This is a genomic window from Photobacterium pectinilyticum (genome assembly GCF_024357955.1).
In the GTDB taxonomy this organism is placed as follows: Bacteria; Pseudomonadota; Gammaproteobacteria; order Enterobacterales; family Vibrionaceae; genus Photobacterium; species Photobacterium pectinilyticum.
This window is the reverse complement of the sequence record NZ_JANEYT010000019.1, coordinates 38,578-55,451: the sequence shown is the minus strand read 5'-3', so window position 1 is coordinate 55,451 and position 16,874 is coordinate 38,578. Positions and strand designations below refer to the sequence as shown.

Annotated in this window: 15 protein-coding genes; 12 read left to right on the top strand and 3 right to left on the bottom strand. The window is 45.3% G+C overall.

The features are described 5' to 3' along the window. Window positions 1-95 precede the first annotated feature (95 nt). On the bottom strand, window positions 96-293 hold the full coding sequence (locus NHN17_RS10400) for a hypothetical protein (RefSeq protein ID WP_255042357.1): 198 nt from the start codon (window positions 291-293) through the stop codon (window positions 96-98). Between the two features lie 266 nt (window positions 294-559). Here NHN17_RS10400 and NHN17_RS10395 point away from each other — a divergent pair, with 266 nt between their 5' ends. Continuing rightward, window positions 560-1,045, top strand: a complete 486-nt coding sequence (locus NHN17_RS10395) for a VOC family protein (protein ID WP_255042356.1) — start codon at window positions 560-562, stop codon at window positions 1,043-1,045. Between the two features lie 99 nt (window positions 1,046-1,144). On the opposite strand, the gene NHN17_RS10390 is transcribed toward NHN17_RS10395, so the two are convergent. Beyond that, window positions 1,145-1,891 (bottom strand): MipA/OmpV family protein, encoded by a 747-nt coding sequence (locus tag NHN17_RS10390; protein ID WP_255042354.1) that lies wholly within the window; start codon window positions 1,889-1,891, stop codon window positions 1,145-1,147. Window positions 1,892-2,920: 1,029 nt separating this feature from the next. On the opposite strand from NHN17_RS10390, the gene NHN17_RS10380 reads away from it, so the two are divergent. The 6 genes from NHN17_RS10380 (at window position 2,921) to NHN17_RS10355 (ending at window position 11,005) form a co-directional block, all read left to right on the top strand. Next, window positions 2,921-4,171, top strand: a complete 1,251-nt coding sequence (locus tag NHN17_RS10380; RefSeq protein ID WP_255042353.1) for a carbohydrate porin — start codon at window positions 2,921-2,923, stop codon at window positions 4,169-4,171. 85 nt (window positions 4,172-4,256) lie between these two features. Beyond that, window positions 4,257-5,150: a MalM family protein gene (locus tag NHN17_RS10375; protein ID WP_255042352.1), complete on the top strand. Its 894-nt coding sequence runs from the start codon at window positions 4,257-4,259 to the stop codon at window positions 5,148-5,150. Between the two features lie 106 nt (window positions 5,151-5,256). After that, window positions 5,257-8,364 (top strand): beta-galactosidase, encoded by a 3,108-nt coding sequence (locus tag NHN17_RS10370; RefSeq protein ID WP_255042351.1) that lies wholly within the window; start codon window positions 5,257-5,259, stop codon window positions 8,362-8,364. Window positions 8,365-8,608: 244 nt separating this feature from the next. Further along, the gene (locus tag NHN17_RS10365; RefSeq protein ID WP_255042350.1) at window positions 8,609-9,631 is read left to right on the top strand and encodes a substrate-binding domain-containing protein; all 1,023 of its coding nucleotides are present in this window, start codon (window positions 8,609-8,611) and stop codon (window positions 9,629-9,631) included. Window positions 9,632-10,039: 408 nt separating this feature from the next. Beyond that, window positions 10,040-10,672, top strand: a complete 633-nt coding sequence (locus NHN17_RS10360; RefSeq protein ID WP_255042349.1) for a hypothetical protein — start codon at window positions 10,040-10,042, stop codon at window positions 10,670-10,672. Between the two features lie 135 nt (window positions 10,673-10,807). Next, window positions 10,808-11,005 carry a DUF2986 domain-containing protein gene (locus tag NHN17_RS10355; protein WP_255042348.1) on the top strand — a complete coding sequence of 66 codons (198 nt, stop codon included), beginning with the start codon at window positions 10,808-10,810 and terminating at the stop codon, window positions 11,003-11,005. A 22-nt stretch (window positions 11,006-11,027) separates the two neighbouring features. On the opposite strand, the gene punR is transcribed toward NHN17_RS10355, so the two are convergent. After that, complete coding sequence (gene punR / locus NHN17_RS10350; protein ID WP_255042347.1) at window positions 11,028-11,930, bottom strand: DNA-binding transcriptional activator PunR; 903 nt, start codon at window positions 11,928-11,930, stop codon at window positions 11,028-11,030. Between the two features lie 269 nt (window positions 11,931-12,199). Here punR and punC point away from each other — a divergent pair, with 269 nt between their 5' ends. From punC to artM, 5 genes are all read left to right on the top strand, one after another. Continuing rightward, window positions 12,200-13,408 (top strand): purine nucleoside transporter PunC, encoded by a 1,209-nt coding sequence (gene punC / locus NHN17_RS10345; protein ID WP_255042346.1) that lies wholly within the window; start codon window positions 12,200-12,202, stop codon window positions 13,406-13,408. 332 nt (window positions 13,409-13,740) lie between these two features. Further along, window positions 13,741-14,469, top strand: coding sequence for an arginine ABC transporter ATP-binding protein ArtP (gene artP, locus NHN17_RS10340; RefSeq protein WP_255042344.1), 729 nt, complete (start codon window positions 13,741-13,743; stop codon window positions 14,467-14,469). 95 nt (window positions 14,470-14,564) lie between these two features. Continuing rightward, window positions 14,565-15,296: a lysine/arginine/ornithine ABC transporter substrate-binding protein gene (locus tag NHN17_RS10335; protein ID WP_255042343.1), complete on the top strand. Its 732-nt coding sequence runs from the start codon at window positions 14,565-14,567 to the stop codon at window positions 15,294-15,296. A 3-nt stretch (window positions 15,297-15,299) separates the two neighbouring features. Continuing rightward, entirely contained in the window at window positions 15,300-16,049 is a 750-nt protein-coding gene (gene artQ, locus NHN17_RS10330; RefSeq protein ID WP_255042342.1) for an arginine ABC transporter permease ArtQ, read from the top strand. Then, on the top strand, window positions 16,046-16,717 hold the full coding sequence (gene artM, locus NHN17_RS10325) for an arginine ABC transporter permease ArtM (RefSeq protein ID WP_255042341.1): 672 nt from the start codon (window positions 16,046-16,048) through the stop codon (window positions 16,715-16,717). The genes artQ and artM overlap by 4 nt, the downstream gene beginning before the upstream one ends. Window positions 16,718-16,874 lie beyond the last annotated feature (157 nt).

The window sequence follows — 16,874 nt, the reverse complement described above, 5'->3', positions numbered from 1 at the left end:
TCAGGTTAAGAAATGGATATGAAGATAAGGTGGAGGTGTACGGGGGCAAAAGTGACCCCGTCACAGATAGAGTTTAATTGATACCGCATGAGTTGTTAGTACACCGTTTTCGCTTTCTGATCAGTTGCTTCTTTCTTCAGTTCGTTACACTCAGTAATTTGAAGATGTTTATGGATGAGCTTACCATCAATCACACAAGGGATACTCGGAATCCCACCGGTACCAGAACCTCCCCCAGCCTGTACCGAAAAACTGAATAACATCATTACCAGTAAACCAATTAGCTTTTTCATGCTGTGATCCTACAGAAGTAAAAGGCACCTATAAGAATAGATGTTTTTGGCTAACCTATGCATACAATGGCCTCGCAATAGGCTGGTTATGTGATGAATTACCGATTATAAGCTGCTCCAGTTCTCAGCCACTAAAGTAAACACCTTATAATAATTTTAAATTATCATTACTATAAATATTGATAATTTCTATTGATATAAACAATTCCATATACTCTCCCCATCGAAACAAATCACCTCACAATCATCTGAGTCTGGAGCAAATTATGAAAATGAATCACGTTGGTATCATGGTCGCCGATATGGATAAAGCTGTTGAGTTTTATACCAATGCTCTTGGCCTTAAAGTCGTAATGAACAACACCAAAGTTATTGAAGAGCGGGAAACCGCTATTGGTAGAATGTGTATCGCTGTGTTCGGCGAAGGCTTCAAGGGCTTTAACATTGCCCACCTCGTTACAACAGATGGTATTGGTGTCGAACTTTTTGAGATGAAAGAGCGACAGGAACGCCACGAGGTCGATTTCTCTCGACTTGGTATTTTCCACTTCTGTCTGCAAACCGACGACTTTGCAGCTGTAATTGAAAAAGTAGAAAAATTCGGTGGTAAAGTACGTATGGACATCATGCGCTACCACCCAGAAGATGATAACAAACCAGCCAAAATGGTTTATCTAGAAGACCCGTTTGGCAACCTGTTTGAACTTTACTCACACACTTACGAAGAAACTTACGCTTCTGATTACGAGTAAATGTTCACAAAAATATCAACAAAGGATTGGCTCAATGCCAATCCTTTTTTGCATTCAGGTACAAGACGCCGCACTAAAAGGATTCTGCCTGGAAAAAAATTAAAATCGATAAGCCGCTCCGACACTAAACTTCCACCCAAAATCATTCTGTACAAGCGGACTATCACTGTCGTGATATTCCAACTCTAATTTAGAGACTCCCAATAAATGATGGCTGATATCGTATAGCCCAGTCACCCCTCCCTTATAAACCCAAGTATCACCGGATTTAAACTGTTGAAACCCAGAAGCGTTAGATTCTCTTTCAGAAACACTATAGATATAACCAGAGAGATTGTTATCACGATAATTCAGTTCAACATAAGGAGATAAAGTGAGTCTTTCCAAGGGAGTATCAAAGGCGCGCCCGAAATGAAGCTGAACCTCATACCCGTTGTGTTTATCAGTAATATCATGCAAATACGTTAACCTCGCACCGACTGTACCCAAGGTTACCCCTAATTCTCCGCTGCTTTCCCGATCATCTATACCAGTGGGTATATCGTCAAAATCACCTGAAACCTCAGACAAGCGTAAATTACCAGACAGGCCAAACCAAGGTGTCAGCGCTAGGTTGGCTAAGCTACCATCGATAAAACCATAATCACTATGATGGAATATATAAGGTTTTATACTGGGTCGACTCCCCTTATCAGAGAAAACAGTCTCTCCCACGGCCAAGCCAGCCCCAACAAAACTGAAGTTTTTATATTTTCCTTGAGAATTAAATACTTCCTCTGAAAAAGCACGTCCAGAAGTCGCTGAAGCTAGCAATACCAAAACGCAAAATAGCGATGTTTTATTCATACCATTTCTCCTATATAAAAATAAGAGAAACGTTGAATGTGGTGTTTATTGCATAAAAAATATGAACAAATGTACTTATTTCAAATGGAAATCACTTAATATATTTAATATCAATAAGTTAAATACAAAAGAAAAACAACTTTTAAATATATATCCATAAATACCCCCTCTTTTACGTGCATTTATTGAATGGTCACATTTAACATTCAACTTTAGAGACAGCTCTCACACCTTCATCTGTATAAGGCTGGCTGAAAACGCAGAATCCGAAAAGGTTGCTAATACGACTAAGATTAAGCTCGCATTGGTTCCGGGGAACCATTTCAGCTTAGGATTGCGTGATAATGGTGTGGGTCTACCGCAACATTGACGGGGGAATAATTGCTTCAACTAAACTCTGCACAGTTCAATGCCAACTTCATCGACCATGCATACTTGACGATTAACCCTAATGGCGTGTTCCTGCTTCCCCCCGAAAAAAGCTAAGGTTATTCGCTAAGTTTATGCCGCGGGTGAAATCGATACCACCCCAGTAAAAATGCGGTGTTTTGAGTTAAACACACACTCGAGGAGTTTCACATATTACTTGAATTCGCACTAACAGCTGACGTATTCTGTGGCTATTGTGATTAAAAGTGAAACGTTATCCTTGGGTTCCTAACTCAAAACACTCATAGATAACTTCTTTACTTGGCTTACCGAGCAATCAGTACTGCTTGGAAAAGAAGTTAGTTTCTATTGATCAAAAAAGCCCAACCTCATGTTTTGTTGGGCTTTTTATTTATCTCCTCTCCTCACAGCCCCACCAAATGTAATCGTTTCCGGACAGCGAACATCATCACCCGTATAAAAAACCCTCAAAAGCAGCCAAAAGACGGCGTTTATGTGACCTAAATTACAGTTTCATCAAATGTTTTGCCTTTGTTTGATAAAATCAGCCAAACCTCACTGTAAACGTTTCCAGAGCAATGTTAGGATCAGCCTCGAGTTAGGACCCATAAATAAAAAAACATAATATGGAGACGTTTCATGAAACAAAAGATGCTAGCAAAAGCAGTCGGTATCGCTTTGGTACTTGCCCCACTAGCCAGCCAAGCCGCAGTGGAAAATATCACTTACTTTGGTTATGCAAAATGGGGAAACATCTACACAGACAATGATGATCATAATAATGGCAAAGGTGAGCGCAACGATGTGATCCGTGCCAGTGAAGGTTATGGTAATTACCGTTTGGGTAACGAGCTGAATTGGTGGGAAGCCGGCCTGAAAGCTGATGTCTGGCAACACGGTGACGCTTATTTTGACACCACCCTTTATCTTGGTAGTGGTGAAAGCTGGGGTGATGTCAGCATCATCCAAATGTGGTCTGCGGGTCACGGATTAATCGCTTCACAGCCTAATGCCAAAGTATGGGCAGGTGAACGCTTTTACCGCCGTCACGAAGTGCACATGATTGATATTAAGTATTGGGATACATCCAGTACCGGTATTGGTGTCGAGGACTGGGACCTAGGCTTTGGTAACGGTCATATTGCATGGATGGCACCGAATTCCAATGGTGAAGATGGTCGCAGCCTGCATAATATTGATGCTCGAATCAGCGATATTGCACTGAGCGATACAGCTGACCTGACCTTTGGCCTTAACTATGTCTTCGAGCAAAACTCAAGCCATGACGAAGCCGACATCACAACCTCTGGTGCCATGCTCTCTGCCCTTTATCGCCAAGCTTGGAATTACGGTTCAAACACTCTTGCCTTCCAGTATGGTACCGATGCCCTAGCCGGTGGTTTGATGAGTGCAGAGGGAGGCTCTAACCGCAAATACAGTACAGGTGAAGTTCACGATGGTTACAGCTGGCGTCTATTCAATCACGGTGACTTGAACGTCAACGAAGACTTCCAGGTTATGTATTCCATCGCCTATCAAGATAAAAACCTAGACAATAACGAAGGTGAAAAGTGGTTCAGTGTCGGCGCTCGTCCTCAGTACAGCTGGACTGAATACATGGCGACAGCGCTAGAAGTGGGTTACGAGACTGTTGAAGCACAAAATGGCGCTGGTACTAATGACATGTTCAAAGTCACTGTAGCCCAAATGTTCCAAGCTGGAAAAGGGGTCTGGGCTCGCCCTACTCTCCGCGTCTTCGCGACCTACTCAGAGAAAAACGATGAATGGGATCGTGGTGGCGAGACCTACGGTGCAGCAATGCGCAGTGAGAGTGGCAAGCAAAATGTTGACGAAGTAACCTTTGGTTTTAACGTCGAAACTTGGTGGTAAGGAATTCGGTATCGGAAATAGTCCGGTAACGGAAATCTGACAAAACAGTGCAGGTCAGCCTGACCTGCACTGAGAGGAACGAAGAATGAAGAGAAAACAGTTGGCGACCATTCTGCTTGGCCTGAGCCTAACCGCTTGCAGCAGTATTCCAGACACAGCACTCAATACCGATCTTAGCCAATCGGTTTGCTGCGATTCTGTCGCTGAACTGGCTATCCAGCCTCTTGCGCTGGACAGTCAGCAATATGTCACGCTGGATGGTAATAGCGAAACGCTTCCTCTTACATCAGCTCGGACTCCGGTCCAAGCATATGCCTTGTCGCAAGTTGCTTCCCCGTTCTTACTCACTGTCAGAGCCCCGATAAAAGACAGCGAAGTCATCGCACCAGCTGTCGCCATTTATGACAGGAACTGGAATTTGGTCGAACAATACACCACCGATGACTTTCATTATTTCACTAGCGACTTAAGTGGTGTTGAACGTATTGAAGGAAAGTTCATCCTCAGCACTCAGTTGAATCAACAGGCTTATATGGTGGTCCAAAATGATCCCACCCAAATAGGCAACCAACTCACGCGGATCCACCCAGAACAAGAATTTGCTGAATCACAACATATCATCGGCAGCAAGCGATTACCGCTCGTCGCAACACTTTCTCCAGTTGGTATCGTTGAAATCACCACCCAAGAACACTTTGGCAACCCTGTCGTCGATATGCTAGCAAACCTGACGGCACAAAAGGCATCAACAACCGCAGCATTGTCTGTCACCAACGTTGAACAGGACATACAACCGGCCTCTTCTGTGCAACTGCAAGCTAGTCACGCTGACACTCAGAACTGGCACTATTTTAAACAGCATATCGACCAAGCAATGAATGACGGAAAGCTAAAACAAGCAGTTGATTGGGCAAACCTTGCTGAAGAAGCAGGACATTCACAGGCCAAAGATTACCTGTTGGATACCTTGACTCAATAACAGATAGAGCACACCAAATTAATCGCAGTGTGGCCGCTACCATAGCCGTACTGCACCGCGACTAAAATTAACAAGATTAAGTAAGATCACTTTAAGTAGGATAACGATGACGGCATTTACTAACATTATTCAGCGCCGAGACTGGGAAAATCCACAGTCTGTGAACATCCATTGTTTGTCTGCGCACAGTCCATTAGCTAGCTACCGTGATGTCGACAGTGCCCGTGATGGGAAAAATGCCCAGCGCCAGTCATTGAATGGCGAATGGAAATTCAAACTTTTTGACGCCCCAGAACACGTTAACGGTGAGTTCATAGCTCCTAACTTCAATGACCAAGAATGGGATAATATTCCAGTCCCTTCAAACTGGCAGCTCCACGGTTATGACAAACCGATTTACGCCAACGTCAAATACCCGTTTGAGGTTAACCCGCCGTTCGTCCCAAAAGATAATCCAACAGGTTGCTACCGCACAAACTTCTTGGTTGAAGAAAATCAACTATCAGAAACCCACCGCATTATCTTTGATGGCGTAAATTCAGCCTTCCACCTATGGTGTAACGGTCACTGGGTCGGTTACAGCCAAGACAGCCGGCTACCTGCCGAGTTCGATCTATCCCAGTACCTTGTTGCAGGTGAAAACAGCCTTGCGGTAATGGTGATCCGCTGGAGTGACGGCAGCTACCTCGAAGACCAGGACATGTGGTGGCTAAGCGGTATTTTCCGTGATGTGACCCTACTGACCAAACCTTCGCAGAGCATTCAAGATGTCTTTATCACACCAAATTTAGATGCCTGCTACCGTGATGGCAGCATAGCCGTTGTTACTCATATCAACGCCACTGCAGAGCACTATGTTCAGGTTCAGCTGTTTGACGGCGAACAAGTAATCACAGAGCCTGTCATTGACCGACCGAATAATCGCCGCATTGATGAGCGTGGTAGCTACAACGACGTCGTTTTTCAAACCTTGGCAGTACGTGAACCGAATAAATGGAGCGCAGAAACACCGAATTTGTACCGCTGTGTGGTATCACTGCTAGATGCCAATGGAAACCATATTGAAAGTGAAGCCTATCAGGTCGGTTTCCGTAAAGTCGAAACCATCGGTGGCCAGCTTTGCCTCAACGGCAAACCTCTACTGATCCGCGGTGTGAACCGCCACGAGCACCATCCTGAGCTTGGTCATGTGATGACTGAGGCAGACATGATCAAAGATATCTGCCTAATGAAGCAATATAACTTCAATGCTGTTCGTACCGCCCACTACCCGAATCACCCACGTTGGTATGAACTATGTGACCAGTATGGCTTGTATGTGTGTGACGAAGCCAACATTGAAACCCACGGCATGGAGCCAATGAATCGCCTGTCTGCCGATCCAATGTGGGCACACGCTTACATGAGTCGCTATACCCAGATGGTCATGCGCGATAAGAACCATCCATCGATTATTATCTGGTCACTGGGTAACGAGTCTGGCCACGGTAGCAACCATAATGCCATGTATGCGTGGTCGAAGAACTTTGACCCTTCCCGCCCAGTGCAATACGAAGGTGGTGGCTCTGATACCACAGCCACAGATATTATTGCCCCGATGTATGCGCGGGTTAATACCACCATTGCCGATGAAGCCGTGCCAAAATGGTCAATCAAGAAATGGGTTTCGTTACCGAATGAAGACCGTCCATTGATCCTGTGTGAATACGCTCACGCTATGGGTAACAGTCTCGGTAGCTTCAACGAATACTGGGATGCATTCCGTGATTACCCTCGCCTACAAGGTGGCTTTATTTGGGATTGGGTTGATCAAGGCATCGGCAAGTATGACGAGCAAGGCGAACACTTCTGGGCCTATGGGGGTGACTTTGGCGATACTATCAATGACCGTCAGTTCTGCATCAATGGTTTGGTGTTCCCGGATCGAACCCCGCATCCAACACTGGAAGAAGCCAAGCACTGCCAGCGCATGATCACCATCGCGCTAAATAGTGAAGAACAATTGGCTAACTGCATAGCGTACACCCTGACTGTAACCAACGAAAACTTGTTCCGTACCACCGATAACGAACAGCTAAAATGGTCACTGCTTGAAGATGGGCGGGTGATTGCTTCAGGTGAACAACAGCTTAATGTACCGGCTGACAGCCAGAGAACGCTGTGCTTGGATGTCGATTTTAAACCTCGCACGGGGGCAGTTTATCATTTAAATACCGACATCGAACTGATTGAAGCAACCGCATGGGCTGAAGCTGGCCACACCATTGCCAGCGAACAGTTTGCAGTTATCAACCGCAATTCGTTGGCTTACCCTTCATTGACACAAGGTCATGCGCCTGTCGCAACGGAAAACAGCGAAGCCATTTTAGTCAGTACCGAAGATGGAACACACCATTGGTGCTGGAATAAAGCGAGTGGCTTATTAGAGCAATGGACCGTTGATGCTAAACCTCAATTCGTCAGCTCACCGGTCGATAACTTCTTCCGTGCACCTTTGGATAACGACATCGGTGTCAGTGAAGTCGATTTTGTTGACCCAAATGCCTGGGTATGCCGCTGGGATGCTGCGGGCATTGGTAAGTGGAACCGTGAATGTGTCAATTGCCAGGTCAATACGCTTAACCACCAGGTCACGGTAACGTCAACGTTTGTGTATACCTTCAATGGCAATGTCCAAGCCATTACGGCTTGGACTTACACCCTAGATAGCCAAGGCAAGGCCAAGGTTGATGTAACAATCAACCTTGCTGATGAGCTTCCGCCGATGCCACGTATTGGCATCGAGCTAGCCTTACCACTACAGGATGAACAGCAGAACATTGAGTGGCGCGGACTGGGTCCATTCGAAAACTATCCCGACAGACTATCTGGAGCACGTTTTGGTCATTACACTGAAGCAGTCACGGCCATGCACACGCCTTATATCTTCCCAACGGACAGTGGGCTGCGTTGTGGCTGTCAATCACTTACCATTGGTAGTCTAAACATCTCGGGTGACTTCCAGTTCAGTGTTAGTCGATACAATCAACAGCAATTGACTGAAGCAAAACACACCAATGAGTTGAAACCTGAGCAACAGCTATTCCTGCGTATCGACCACCAGCATATGGGGGTTGGCGGTGATGATTCATGGAGCCCAAGTGTTCATGAGGAGTTCAAGCTAACTGATAAGCAGTACGCTTACAGCCTGACTCTAGAGCCAAGTAAACACTAAAATCTAGACATAGGTTTTAGCTCTGCAGTGCCGCGCTGACTTCCCCCTCAGAGCGGCACTCTTTCTTTTCATCTGCCCACCGTCTAATCTGACTCTCTGATTTGCTGATAAATTAAACGACTTCGATTTAGTAGGGTGACTCAACTTACAATTATTAATTCAGCCAGTTAAAAAACACTGACGAGGGTTTGTTTTATCACCCTTTCCATTGTTTAATGAGCCAGCAGTAAAGAGAGAGGGCTCTATGGCTACCATCAAGGATGTCGCTAAAGAAGCGGGCGTTTCCGTCGCCACGACTTCACGAGTGATCAACAACGCACCACACACCAGTGAAACGGCAATCAAAGCCGTGAAAGCCGCTATGGCAAAACTTGGCTATAGGCCCAATGCCAATGCCAGAGCACTCGTGAGTAAGTCAACCAATACCATTGGCGTGCTCGTCAATGATGTCTCCGCCCCCTTCTTCGGTACCATGGTGAAAGCCATCGATACCATTGCCAATCAACATGCAAAACAACTTCTAATTGGAAGTGGGTATCACGATCCCGTCAAAGAGCGTAATGCGATAAACCTTCTCATTAACAGCCGCTGTGAGTCACTAGTTATTCACAGTAAAGGATTGGAAGATCAAGAGCTCATAGACTTAGCCACAGAAATTCCGGGACTGGTCGTGATCAACCGTATTGTCCCAGAGATCGCCTCACGCTGTATTTCACTCGATAACCGCAAAGGATCTTATCTCGCCACTGAATATTTGATCCGCCATGGTCACAAGCATATCGGTTACCTGTGCTCCAGCCATGACATAGAAGATGCCAGGGATCGCAAGGCTGGCTACCTTGAAGCCCTCAAAGATCATGGCTTAGAGCCTAACGAAGAATATATCGAGTACGGTGAACCGGATGAGCTGGGCGGTGAATATGCAATGACCAACCTGCTGTCGAAAAACCTCCCCGTGACTGCTGTTGCCACCTATAACGACTACATGGCGGCAGGTTGTTTATCCGTTCTACACGAAAATAACTTGCGCATTCCAGAAGATATTTCGGTTATTGGCTTTGATGATGGTGATATTGCTCGATACGTCCATCCGAAGCTGACAACGATACGCTACCCTATCCAAGTTATGGCTGAACAAGCAGCAAAACTGTCTTTACAACTAGCGAGTGAAAATAAAAATGCGACTCAAGCAAGATTGTATAACCCGACATTAGTGCGTCGTTTATCAGTCGGTGTCGCACCACTGCAATTCATATCTTATGAGTGAAACACAGTTCTAAACAATAAGAGCCAGACAAAAAAGTTTGGCTTTTTTATTGCTCTTCCATGCCTTATTTAGCAAACATATACATATGGTAAAGCCAACCATCCTTATGATGCCCATTGTCTAAGAAAGCTGGCCACCCAAGCAAAGGTAATTTTCCGCAACCAATGTGAATTCACCTTTTTGTTGTCATTTATTTATTACCTCTATCACAACTTTGCTTAATTCCACAACGGTATCTTGAGACAATCTCAATTTGTATTTAGCAATAAAAAATCACAAAATAATTTATATTTTAATATACCCATTTGATCGCTACATAATTTCTCAATAAATAGAAATACAAAAGCTAACATCAATTTATTCTTTAGTTGCCAATCAATAAAGAAACTTCATTTCACGGAGAAAACTATGTCTTCTAACTTCAAGTTGGCAGCAACAACTGCGGTATTACTAACAACACTCTCATTCACAGCAACGGCTGGTAGCACTAGATACTTTGCAGATGTCACACCTAAAAACTATGCAACTGAAACTAACCTTGAATGGGATTTCGAAGCTCTCATTCGACATGAGGATGATGGTGAAAAACGTCTAATCATTGAAATTGGTGGTCTCAATGTAAACGATCAATACAATCAAAAGTCCAACGGCGCACTCGTTGACCTTGTTGATCAAGCATCCTGTGAAACGATTGACGATGAAGGCGTAAACGTAACCTTTTGTGATCTCAATACCCCCTTTGTAATTAAAGTTTTCGCCGAAGGAAGCATGTTTAAATATCTCGCTGAAGAGGCCGCTTGGGAAGAGACAAGCGAAGACACTGACGCCAATCGATGCGGTGGGGCTGGTATTGTCCTTCGAACAGATAAGGGTGATTCAGTCCCCGATGTACAGCCTGGCGATAAAGTTGTAATAAGCTTGAAAAAAGCAAAAACGGCAAAAGTTGGCGTTGGATTTTTCTCTGAAGAGGAACCTGTACCAACCGGAACAGCTCCAGATGGATGCCCTATAGAACCGATTGAGCTAGAAGAAGAGGAATAGCAGCTCTCGAAAACTACACAAACGCCGGCAAAGTCCGGCGTTTCACCTCTCTCGACAGCATAAACGTAATCCCTTCTTCACTTCTTTCGCAATTCCCCCTAGAATTGCCAGCCAATTTCGATTTGGTATGTAACCATGAACCGCAAGAAGAAAATTAACGAAGCGCTGAAGAAAAGGCAGAAGAAAACAAACGCCAAGCTGCACCGCAGCAACAAACCACGCTACATCTCCAAGGCCGAACGCGCCAAGATGGAAGCGGAAGCCCAACAAGCTGAACAAGCACAAGGTGTGAATCCAACTGAAAGTGCTGAAGGCGAGCAACCAGCGGAATAATCATCAGCAGCAAAGAATGGGCTTACCGCATCCATTCGCGATGGAGCTGCTCGCTGTCACCCAGGTAATCGAGCAGCCAATCAATCGCTGGGTTTTGACTTTCTTTGTTCCAAGCCAAACAACAAGGGCTGACTGGTGGCTTTACTGCGAGTTGTTTTTCCACCAACTCACCGCTTTCGATAAGTGGCAAGGCCTTGTGCTCTGGCACCACACAAATCCCAAGTCCTGATTTCAAACATGACATCGCACTGTGCCAGTTCGGTACCATGATCCGACGCTGGTTATCCATCAACCACGTCACTCGCTTAGGCAATACCCGTGACGTATCTTCAAGGCAGATAGCCGGATACTCTACCAACTCTTTAGCTTCCAGTGGATAGTCTATATCAGCCAAAGGATGATCAGGGCTAACGACAAACCGCCACTCCAAAACTCCCATGTCGCGATAATCAAAATATCCGCTAACTGGCACCGCTGCCGTTGCGCCGATAGCAATATCTGCCCGGCCATCCGACAACGCATCCCATACGCCGTTGAACACCTCCATCGTCAGATGTAACTCCATATCAGGGAATTGCCGATAGAAATCTCGTACCAGTGTATTTACCCGGCTCTCACGAACCACCGTATCAAGCGCCACCGACACACTTTGTGACCAGCCATTGGCAACACGCTGGGTTTGCAGTTTCAGCATCTCCATCTGCTTGAGTAGCCCTCTGGCTTCCTCAACAAAAAACTCCCCAGCTGGGGTTAACTGCACTTGCCGGTGAAGCCGAACAAACAAGTCGACGGCTAACCGCTCCTCAATCACCCTGACGGTATAGCTAATTGCACTGGGCACTTTGTGTAATTCTTCAGCAGCAGCCGAAAAACTTCCGCGCCGAGCAACCACATCAATCACTTGTAAGTCGTTATATGAAAACATCAGGATCTTCCTTTAGTTCGTGCCTAGCTCGTTAAAACCGCAGCCAGAGTTGCTGATTTTCACAGCAATAACACAACAAGTAGCACCCAATTAACACAAATTGTGCAATATTCAACCTTACTCTGTGCGCAAGGTAAAGCACGCTACATTGATGCAAAAACAATCAAATCAAATTTATTGAAAGCAACGTTGAAATTTTACCGTTTCACACCATAAAAAACCATGTATAGACTTGCCGCAAAGTACAAAACAGCTAATGAAATAAAACTATGACAAATCAACCTTCAAAAATGACCACTATGTGGTTTGCGTGTTTAAGTATGCTGGGCTTCCTAGCAACTGACATGTACCTTCCTGCTTTCGAAGTAATTCGAGAGGATTTTGATACATCACAATCACTTATTGGCCTAACACTCAGTATTTTCTTGTTAGGTATGGCAATCGGCCAGCTTATTTACGGCCCACTGTCTGATCGTATTGGTCGTATCAAAGTGCTAATAGGCGGTATGACGCTCTTCAGTATCGCTTCTGTATTCTGTGCCTTTGCTCCGAATGTTGAGCTTATGTTGGCAGCTCGCTTTGCACAGGCACTAGGCGCATGTAGCGCTACCGTGATCTGGCAAGCTGTCGTTATCGACCGCTACGAAGGCAAAGTCTCTGAGCGTGTATTTGCGACCATCATGCCATTAGTTGCCCTATCACCAGCACTTGCTCCCCTTGCAGGCGCGATGCTTGAGCACCAGTTTGGCTGGCGTAGCATCTTTGTTGCTCTGGTTGGCTTTGGTGCTGTTTTGTCCATTATGACGCTTAAGGAAACTGAAAGTGCGAATTTGGACAAAAAACAAGAAAAAATAATGGTACAGCTACGCCGTGACTATGCTCAAATCCTGAGTTCAAAAAAATTCATTGGTAACATGATCATTTTTGCTGCGTGTTCTGCTGCTTTCTTTGCTTACCTAACAGGCTCACCATTTGTCATGGCCGCTATGGGTTACTCGGGTGCAGATATCGGCCTGAGCTACGCGCCACAAACTGTTGCGTTCATCATCGGTGGTTACGGTTGCCGTACCCTACTGAACAAATACGATAGCCAGCAATTGCTTCCGTGGATCCTGAAGCTATTCTTTGCCAGCGTAACGATTATGTTCATGATCTCGATTCAGACAGAGCCGACCACAATTTGGCCTATCCTTGTACCATTCTGTTTCCTAGCGGTGGCTAACGGTGCAATTTACCCGCTTATCATCAGCAAAGCATTGGAAGATTTCAAAAACTGTAGTGCGACAGCAGCAGGCTTACTTAACTTCCTGCAAACAATGGTCTGTTTCGCAGCAAGTGGCTTAGTATCAGCATTCGCAATGCACGGCTTGATAACGGTAACCATTGCGATGTTTATCACCGGTTTTGTAGCACTTATTGGTTATACGTTTGTCGTTAAAGCCCGCCGCGAAACAGCCGAAATTGCCCAAACGGTATAATTTCATCACACGGTAAACCCCAGACAGTCAAAGGCCGCTTTCTAAGTGGCCTTTTTTACATCTGCTGCTTTATGCAGGGTATCAACATTCTCGCTTTTCTTTTCGCCAAACAAATGCGTAATTATTCCCCTCTCTCTTGTTCACTTTCTTGTCCCTTTCACATCTGCCGCACCATTTGTGTATTTACAGTGGTTTAAATGGCAAAAAACCCAAACCACAGAACAAAAATCAAACAAAAATGCAACCTACGGAATATTTTATACATTTTTCTTGCATAAGATCTCACTCTGGGTAATATAACCATCAAATGACGTTTAATGCAGTAAGTCAGCATGAGTATTCAAGTAAAGAGTGTTAATAAATTCTATGGTAATACCCAGGTTCTTCATGATGTTGAGTTCACCTGTGGCAAAGGGGAAACCTTGGTATTGCTTGGCCCAAGTGGCGCAGGCAAAAGCTCTTTACTAAGAGTGCTGAACTTACTGGAAAACGCTAGCAGTGGTCAGCTACAGGTCGCCAACGAAGCCTATGATTTTGCCCAGTCAATATGTGAAAAGCAGGCACTAAAATTAAGACGTAAAGTCGGTATGGTGTTCCAGCAGTACAACCTATGGCCTCACCTTACTGTGATGGAAAACTTGATAGAAGCGCCGATGAAAGTTGCAGGGATTTCTAAGACTCAGGCAACCGACGAAGCCCTGACATTGCTGACAAAATTACAGCTGGCAGATAAAGCGGAAGCTTGGCCCTTGCAATTATCGGGTGGGCAACAACAGCGAGTTGCTATTGCCCGCGCCCTGATGATGAAGCCAGAAGTGCTGTTATTTGATGAGCCAACTGCCGCACTCGATCCTGAAATTACCAATCAGGTTGTCAAAATCATCAATGATCTTGGTGAAACAGGTATCACCCAAGTGGTGGTAACCCATGAAGTAGAATTCGCCAAGAAAATCGCCAGCCACGTGCTGTACCTTGAAAAAGGCCGCATGGTGGAACACGGCACCAAAGAGGCATTTACCCATCCGGCCACACCGGAATTTGCGGAATACCTCACCCACTAAATTGATTTATATACCCAAAGACATTGGGAACATACCCTATTTTCAGCATCACCTACCCACTTGATGCTGCACCTAACGACGCACGGAGTATCGCGATGAAAAAGATTGTATTGGCTACATTGATTGGTTTGGTTTCAGCTAACGCTGCCGCTCAGGAAGAAATTAAGTTTGCGATGGAAGCAACTTATGCCCCATTTGAATACGTTGACGAGAATAATGAGATTCAAGGCTTTGATGTTGATCTGGCCAATGCACTGTGTGATGTCATTGAGGCAAAATGTACTTTCCACAACCAACCTTTTGATAGCCTGATCCCAGCTCTAAAATTCCGTCGTTATGATGCAGCCATCTCAGGTATTGATATTACTGAACAGCGCCAGCAAGTAGTGAACTTCACTAACGCTTACTACGACAACTCAGCCGCTTTTGTTGCCCTAGACGGCAAGGTTGCAGATCAAGCTGCACTAAACGGCAAACGTGTCGGTGTACAAAATGGTTCAACCCACCAAAGCTACTTAACCGAACAACTTGACGGTGTCACCGCCGTTCCATATGGAAGCTACCAGGATGCATTTATCGATATGCAAAATGGTCGTATCGACTCTGTATTTGGTGATACCGCCGTAGTGGCTGAATGGTTCAAGAAGAACGACAGCCTTGTTTATGTAGGTGATCAAGTAACCAGCGCTAAATACTTCGGTAACGGTTTTGGTATTGCCATCAATAAAGACAACCAAGAACTGCTGGACAAACTGAACACGGCACTGAAAACCGTGAAGAACAATGGCCAGTACGATGAAATCTTCAACAAGTACTTTGGTGAGTAATCTATGGCGTTATCAGGTTATGCTCTGACGCTACTTGAGGCAAGCTGGGTGACTATCCAGCTTAGCCTAGCCAGCGTCACTGTTGGGTTGGTCTTGGCTGTATTGTTTGCCAGCGGTGAAATGTCACGGTTTCGTGCCATAGCTTGGCCTGTTACCGCGCTGGTCACCGTGCTTCGGGGCTTACCTGAAATATTGGTTGTACTGTTTATCTTCTTCGGCTCAACGCAAATATTGTTTTTGCTGACCGGAGATTTCATCGAAGTTAGCCCATTTCTGTCAGGGGTCATTGCCTTATCCCTTATTTTTGCTGCTTATGCCTCCCAGACATTGCGAGGCGCGCTAAAGGCTGTACCTAGCGGTCAGCGCGAAGCGGCAAGTGCATTAGGGATCAGCAAACTACGTGCATTCTTTAAGATTGTTCTGCCACAAGCGGTTAGACATGCCCTTCCTGGATTGACGAACCAATGGCTTGTGCTGCTCAAAGACACAGCGCTGGTCTCTTTGATTGGTGTTACTGACCTACTAAAACAGGCCCAGTTAACAGCAGCGGCTACCCACGAAAGTTTTACTTGGTATGCCTGTGCAGCAGCCGTCTATTTAGTCATCACATTGATCACTCAACGCGTTGTTAAACAGCTCGATAAAAAATTTAGCGTACAAGATGGCAACTCACCACAAAGCACATCTGTTAAAAGTAAATCAGTACAAAACAAGCCAGCACCCGCTAATCCAGTAAAAGGAGCAAGCGCATGAATGAACAGCACGTTTGGCAACTGCTCGAAGGGTTAGTCGTCAGTCTTGAGCTAACAGCCGTGTCCTTAATCGTGGGTTGTACATTGGCGTTATTGATGACTTTAACGCTTATATTGAGAACACCAGGCCTTCATTGGCTAAGCCGGGGGATCATTACTTTATTTACCGGTACGCCATTGCTGGTACAGATCTTTTTGATTTACTACGGACCAGGTCAGTTTGAGTGGGTACGAGAAAGCATTTTGTGGCACTGGCTAAGCCAGCCTTGGTTCTGTGCAATGCTTGCACTCGCACTTAATACAGCGGCATACAGTACCCAACTGTTCAAAGGCGCATTCAATGCGATTCCTTCTGGTCAATGGCAAGCCTGTAAAGCCTTGGGAATGGATACCAAAGCAACGCTGGGGGTACTATTACCCTATGCGATTCGCCGCGCCATTCCCGCTTATTCCAACGAAGTCATTCTTGTCTTCAAGGGCACATCACTTGCCAGTACCATCACCATTATGGACATCATGGGGTATGCACAGCGTATCAACGCTCAGACCTACGATACATTAATGGTCTTTAGCGTCGCGGGTGCCTTTTATTTAACAGTCAATGGCGTGCTTACCCTCGTTTTCAGACAGGTAGAAAAGAAGGCTCTCGCGTTTGAAGTTGCACGATAAGTAGGTTAAGACAAACATATTTAATATCTAATTTTTGTCCAATGGATTGAAATACTGGATGATGCATATAAACGAATGGGGAGTAGTTAATGACTGCTCCCCTTTTCTATACCGGTTTGAGTTAAAACAACGTCAAAATTGTAAGTAAAACCAGACA

Excerpts from the sequence above, each read along its gene's own strand:
- punR (WP_255042347.1), bottom strand. The coding sequence starts at position 11,930 with ATGTTTTCATATAACGACTTACAAGTGATTGATGTGGTTGCTCGGCGC.
- NHN17_RS10365 (WP_255042350.1), top strand. The coding sequence starts at position 8,609 with ATGGCTACCATCAAGGATGTCGCTAAAGAAGCGGGCGTTTCCGTCGCC.
- artP (WP_255042344.1), top strand. The coding sequence starts at position 13,741 with ATGAGTATTCAAGTAAAGAGTGTTAATAAATTCTATGGTAATACCCAG.
- NHN17_RS10395 (WP_255042356.1), top strand. The coding sequence starts at position 560 with ATGAAAATGAATCACGTTGGTATCATGGTCGCCGATATGGATAAAGCT.
- NHN17_RS10380 (WP_255042353.1), top strand. The coding sequence starts at position 2,921 with ATGAAACAAAAGATGCTAGCAAAAGCAGTCGGTATCGCTTTGGTACTT.
- NHN17_RS10370 (WP_255042351.1), top strand. The coding sequence starts at position 5,257 with ATGACGGCATTTACTAACATTATTCAGCGCCGAGACTGGGAAAATCCA.
- NHN17_RS10360 (WP_255042349.1), top strand. The coding sequence starts at position 10,040 with ATGTCTTCTAACTTCAAGTTGGCAGCAACAACTGCGGTATTACTAACA.
- artQ (WP_255042342.1), top strand. The coding sequence starts at position 15,300 with ATGGCGTTATCAGGTTATGCTCTGACGCTACTTGAGGCAAGCTGGGTG.
- NHN17_RS10390 (WP_255042354.1), bottom strand. The coding sequence starts at position 1,891 with ATGAATAAAACATCGCTATTTTGCGTTTTGGTATTGCTAGCTTCAGCG.
- NHN17_RS10355 (WP_255042348.1), top strand. The coding sequence starts at position 10,808 with ATGAACCGCAAGAAGAAAATTAACGAAGCGCTGAAGAAAAGGCAGAAG.
- NHN17_RS10335 (WP_255042343.1), top strand. The coding sequence starts at position 14,565 with ATGAAAAAGATTGTATTGGCTACATTGATTGGTTTGGTTTCAGCTAAC.
- artM (WP_255042341.1), top strand. The coding sequence starts at position 16,046 with ATGAATGAACAGCACGTTTGGCAACTGCTCGAAGGGTTAGTCGTCAGT.
- NHN17_RS10375 (WP_255042352.1), top strand. The coding sequence starts at position 4,257 with ATGAAGAGAAAACAGTTGGCGACCATTCTGCTTGGCCTGAGCCTAACC.
- NHN17_RS10400 (WP_255042357.1), bottom strand. The coding sequence starts at position 293 with ATGAAAAAGCTAATTGGTTTACTGGTAATGATGTTATTCAGTTTTTCG.
- punC (WP_255042346.1), top strand. The coding sequence starts at position 12,200 with ATGACAAATCAACCTTCAAAAATGACCACTATGTGGTTTGCGTGTTTA.